Raw genomic sequence first — 5,513 nt, forward strand, 5'->3', positions numbered from 1 at the left:
ATTTATTAGAATAGGAAATTTTATTAATTCCGAAATAATTGGAAAAATAACAGATTCTAATCTAGGGGTTCGTTTTATACAAGACCAATATTACAAAAGTGAAATTGTACAACGTACTGGCATTAAAGATGTTCAAAAAGCTTACAATGCTGTAACTGATAATCCACAATTTCAAAATTTATTGGATGCTGTGCCATACAGACATCCGTCGCAATTGTATGAATCGTTTTGCTATATTTTTGTGTTTTTGATTTTATGGTATTTCTACTCTAAAACTACTAAAAAAGATCAACCTGGATTTTTATTCGGATTGTTTTTAATTCTACTTTGGACTATTCGTTTCTTTATCGAGTTCACTAAAGAGCCACAAGGTGAAGAATATATTAATTGGTTTGGATTAAATACTGGGCAATGGTTAAGTATTCCTTTTGTTCTTATTGGGTTATATTTTATGTTTGTTTACAAATCGAAAAATGCAGTTAAATAATATGTTTTTAAAGCGCTTTTTTTTCTTTTTAACGCTATCCTTAACCATAGTTTCTATAGGCTGTAAAAAAGATAAAAAAGCAATTAAGCAAACTGAAGTTGCTTTTACTAAAGAAGGTGAACTTACTATTCTTAAAGTGAAAGACTCCACAAAAGTGACTTTAGATATTGAAATTGCCGAAACAGCTTATGAAATCGAAACGGGTTTGATGTACCGAAACGCCATGAAAAACAACCAAGGGATGCTTTTTATTTTTGATAATAATCAGCCACGTAATTTCTATATGAAGAATACTAAAATTCCTTTAGATCTTATTTTTATTAATGCAGCTAAAAGTATTGTTAGTTTTCAGAAAAATGCAAAGCCTTTGGATGAATCTTCCCTTCCATCAAACGCTCCGGCTAAATACGTTTTAGAAGTTAATGCAGGTTTGGTTGAAAATTGGGGTGTTACGGTTGGCGATGTTGTTGATTTTATTCCTTAAAATAAGTTTCGGTAATTTATTAAAAGAATCGAAAATTCCTTTAACAACTCTGTAGAGTTGCTATATTATTGAAAAACCACAGAAACTAATGAGAAAACCAACTTTAATAGTTTTCCTTTTCCTAATTACCAAATTGGCTTTTGGACAAGGTGATGAAAATAGTTTAAACGGAATTGATAAAACCGTTTATGACATGTGGAACTGTTTTACCGCATCAAATCCCGAATACAAAACGAATGAACTACCAGATTCTGACTTTTTTCATAACAATGAAGCAGATGCAAACCGATTGGCGAAATTGATTATAAACGGTGAAAAGAAAGCTTCTTCTGGTTTGTATGCTTGGTATAAAGCGGCAAATGCCGATTTGCCAAAAACAGGAAAATTACTTATTGTTACGGATTTTCATGGAAAAGCACAAGCTATAATTAAAACTAAAAAAGTAGATACCATTCCATTTAATAAAATTTCTAGCGCGTATGCTGCTTTAGATATGGGCACAAATATTGAGCCACTTGAAAAATGGAAAAAAGCACATTGGGTTTTTTTTGCTAGCGCCATGGAACAAAATGGAGAACAACCTACCAAAAACATGCTTATTGTTTGTGAAAATTTTGAAACAATTTGGACTTCAAAATGTACAATAAATGAGTAGTAATGAATTAAAACATTTTACTTCTATATAGTTAAACCTGGTGTTTTAAATGAAAATAAATTTTAGTTTGGATAACCAGTTTAGTTTGCCATGACCATTTCCAAATAGTTTGAAAGTATGGGTTTTAGACTAGCTTTGGCGGATGGACACGCGTTAGGGATTGCAGAGGAAAGCCCACAGCCCGACGCAGGAGGTGCGAGGACTTGTAACGTAAAGCCCGACCCTTTAGGGTAACGCCAAAAAAATACTTTCAAAGTAAAAAAAGCCTATCAACAGTAAGTCAATAGGCTCTCTTGAAAAGAAATATTTGAGTTAGTCTTATTTCTTGTCTTCTAGCTTTTTAATGCTATCGTACATAATTGGCGTTGCGATAAATAATGATGAGTATGTACCTACTATCACACCAACTATTAAGGCATACATAAACCCTCTAATGGAATCACCACCAAAAATGAAGATGGCTAACAACACGACTAATGTTGTTAATGAGGTATTTAATGTTCTACTTAATGTACTGCTTAATGATGAGTTTACAACTTTATCGAATTTCCAAGAGGTGTGCTCGTTGAAGAACTCACGAATTCTATCGAATACTACCACCGTATCATTCAATGAGTAACCAATTACGGTTAGTATTGCTGCGATAAACGCTTGGTCGATTTCCATACTGAATGGCATAAACTTGTAGGTTAACGAGAATACCCCTAATACGATAAGGACATCGTGGAATACTGCCGCTACGGCTCCTAATGAGTATTGCCATTTTTTGAAACGGAATAAAATATAAAGGAACACCACAATTAACGACCCTAAAATTGCCCAAAATGATGCTTGTTTAATATCATCGGCAATGGTTGGTGTTACTTTGTAAGATTCAAGTAAACCTATTTGCTTGTTTTCATCATTTAAATCGATAAATTGCTCGTAAGTTGTGCCTTCTAAATGCGGTACTAAAGCTTGGTAAAGTGATTTTCTTATCTCTTCATCAACCTCAGCTCCAGATTCGTTTACTTTATATTTAGTGGTAATTTTTAACTGATTAGCATCTCCAAAGGTTTTAGCATCGGCACTACCAAAAACTTCTGGTTGTGATAATAGGCTTGTCACTTCGGATGCGCTTATATCTTGTGCAAAACGCACTTGATAGGTTCTACCACCAACAAAATCGACACCTTGGTTTAATCCGTTTGTAAATAAAGACCCTAAACTTAAAAGTAATAATGCTCCAGAAATGATGTAAGCTACTTTACGCTTCTTTAAAAACTCGATGTTAATGTTTCTGAATAGGTTTTTTGTCAATCCTGTTGAGAAATCTAATTTTCCGCCACGGTTTGAATACCAATCGATTAATAATCTGGTAATGAAAATAGCCGTAAATAAAGAGGTTAGAATACCAATTAATAAAGTAGTTGCGAAACCTTTAATTGGTCCAGTTCCAAAAACAAATAAAATTAACGCTGTTAAACCTGTCGTAATGTTTGCATCAAGAATAGATGACAAGGCATTGCTAAATCCATCTTTAATGGCTTCTGCTTGTCCTTTTCCTTTTTCTAATTCTTCTCGAATACGCTCAAAGATAAGTACGTTAGCATCCACCGACATACCGATGGTTAGTACGATACCGGCAATACCAGGTAATGTTAATACGGCTCCTAATCCTGATAAAACACCAAAGATTAATAAAAGGTTTAATAACATAGCGATATCTGCAAAAACACCTGCTTTTCCGTAATAGAAAATCATCCAAAGCAACACTAAAACAAGTGCGATTAAGAATGACATGGTTCCGCTTTCAATAGCTTCTTTTCCTAAAGATGGTCCTACCACCTCACTTTGGATAATATCTGCAGAAGCTGGTAATTTACCTGCACGTAATACGTTTGCTAAATCTATTGCCTCGTTTAATGTAAAATCTCCTGAAATAGAAGAACTACCGCCAGCAATTGGACCTGTAGTTACACCCGGTGCCGAATACACAACATTATCTAAAACAATAGCAATTTGGCTACCTTGTGAATAAGCTTCTCCAGTCATTTCTTCCCAGATTTTAGCTCCTTTAGCATTCATTTGCATAGATACCTCAGATTTTCCTGTTGGACCAAACTGGTTTCTAGCATCTGTTACAACAGCACCACTTAATGGTGGTACGTTTTCTCTATTGCCTACTAAAGCGTATAAATCTACAACTTCACTATCCTTTTCTGGCTTACCAAAAACAAACTTTGCATAACGTTGTTCTGCAGGAAGTAATGCTCTTACTTGAGGTTTATTTAAATAATCAAGAACGGTTTCTTTATCTTTAATTTCGAACTTAGCGATAATTGGTCCGCCTTGGTAACCAAGACCTCTAATTAACTTTCCAAGTGGATTGTTTTCTTCAACTGCCGTAGAATCTGTTTCTGCATCTCCTAATAAATCATCAATTTGATCATTTTGAGCATTTTCTTCATCTTGTGGCTCAACTTCAACTGCATCATCAGTTACTACAATGTCTTTTAAAACAGCATTTGCTTGATCTATAAATTGATAGAAAGTCTCTCCTTTATAAGCATCCCAAAATTCTAACTGCGCAGTACTTTGTAATAAACTTGTAGCACGATCAACATCTTTCACTCCCGGTAATTCTACCAAAATACGTCCAGAACTCCCTAAACGTTGAATATTTGGTGATGTTACACCAAACTCATCTATACGTTTACGCAATACCTCGAAAGCTGAAACAATGGATTCATCTATTTTGGTTGTAATAATAGCTTTTACGTCATCATCCGACATACTTCCATCGATCTCACCATCAAGTTCTCTAGTGTAAAATATATCAGGAGAAGCTAATTTTGTATCACCTTTAATAGCATCAAAAGCAGTAAAGAAATCTTCTAAATATGTGTTTTGACTGTTTTTTTGGATTTCTGAAGCATCTTCTAAGGCTTTATTAAAAGTTGGATCTGAAGTATTGTTTGCTAATCCTTTTAAGATATCTTTTACAGATACTTGAAGAATTACGTTAATACCACCTTTTAAATCTAAACCAAGATTCATGGCTTTTTGCTTCACTTCATTATAAGTGAATTTTGCAACACCAATATTATAAACGGTATCGGTTCCTTTTTCTTGAAGGAAGTTTGCTTCTTCTTGACTACGAAGTGTGCGATAATCTGGTTCTGATTCAGCTATTTTGCTAATCGCAATTTCTTGCGCTTCATTTTCAACTGAATTTGCTTTAAATGTGAATGATAATTGGTAAAGACTTACCAAACCAAACAAAATAGCAAATAATTTTACTAATCCTTTGTTTTGCATTGTTATACTTTTTACGTCAAATTTTTAAACCTGAAATTTTTCGGGCGAGCAAATATAGAGTTTACTATATAATTTGACAATTTTTATTTTTTGAATATGAATATTATAAATCTAAGTGAAAATTGCTTTTTTAGATTCGTTTTACCGGAATGTTTAAGGCGTTTAAAATAGCCATGTATTTTTAAAGCATCATATATGCCTTATTTAACCAAGCTATTATTCCTTTTAGGAAATGGGTCCTGCCCTAACTTCGGGAATTATGTGAAGTGGATTACTTATTTGAATTGTAATTTCTCTACGAATCTTATAAGTAACATGTATTTGATTTTCTTCGTATTGATAAACTAAACTACCAACCGATAAATAATTTGGATCTAAAAAACGATCGGTTTTTGATTCAATTTCTAAACTAATAGCCCCATCGAAGCCCCATCCAGAATTGTGTCCGTTTTTTATTTCGTAAACATCAAGTTTATAACTGATGTTTGAATCTTCAAAAGGATAGTTTTTTGAATCTTTTTCTTGAGAAGTAGAAGGAGTTAAATGAAGCGCAACGTGGTTTGCATCAGAAAGTGTTTCCTTAATAC

5 protein-coding genes are annotated in these 5,513 nt (G+C 33.5%); 3 read left to right on the forward strand and 2 right to left on the reverse strand.

Annotation, left to right across the window (positions count from 1 at the left end; translation table 11 throughout):
* The 3 genes from WBN21_RS13100 to WBN21_RS13110 form a co-directional block, all read left to right on the forward strand.
* On the forward strand, positions 1 to 487 hold a 487-nt coding region (locus WBN21_RS13100), incomplete at its 5' end, for a prolipoprotein diacylglyceryl transferase (RefSeq protein ID WP_424200985.1).
* Positions 474 to 971 carry a DUF192 domain-containing protein gene (locus WBN21_RS13105; RefSeq protein ID WP_424200987.1) on the forward strand — a complete coding sequence of 166 codons (498 nt, stop codon included), beginning with the start codon at positions 474 to 476 and terminating at the stop codon, positions 969 to 971. The genes WBN21_RS13100 and WBN21_RS13105, both read left to right, overlap by 14 nt.
* A gap of 88 nt (positions 972 to 1,059) precedes the next feature.
* Complete coding sequence (locus WBN21_RS13110) at positions 1,060 to 1,626, forward strand: ASCH domain-containing protein (protein ID WP_424200989.1); 567 nt, start codon at positions 1,060 to 1,062, stop codon at positions 1,624 to 1,626.
* A 318-nt stretch (positions 1,627 to 1,944) separates the two neighbouring features.
* Here the strand turns inward: WBN21_RS13110 and secDF are convergent, their stop codons facing one another.
* A complete protein-coding gene (gene secDF / locus WBN21_RS13115; protein ID WP_424200991.1) occupies positions 1,945 to 4,926 on the reverse strand; it encodes a protein translocase subunit SecDF in 2,982 nt (993 codons plus the stop codon).
* A gap of 225 nt (positions 4,927 to 5,151) precedes the next feature.
* Positions 5,152 to 5,513 (reverse strand): hypothetical protein (locus WBN21_RS13120; RefSeq protein WP_424200993.1); only part of this gene is annotated, 362 nt, incomplete at its 5' end.

It is taken from the genome of Algibacter sp. (genome assembly GCF_049667265.1).
In the GTDB taxonomy this organism is placed as follows: Bacteria; Bacteroidota; Bacteroidia; order Flavobacteriales; family Flavobacteriaceae; genus Algibacter_B.

Coding starts and splice junctions, on each gene's coding strand:
- WBN21_RS13105 (WP_424200987.1), top strand. CDS start 474: ATGCAGTTAAATAATATGTTTTTAAAGCGCTTTTTTTTCTTTTTAACG.
- secDF (WP_424200991.1), bottom strand. CDS start 4,926: ATGCAAAACAAAGGATTAGTAAAATTATTTGCTATTTTGTTTGGTTTG.
- WBN21_RS13110 (WP_424200989.1), top strand. CDS start 1,060: ATGAGAAAACCAACTTTAATAGTTTTCCTTTTCCTAATTACCAAATTG.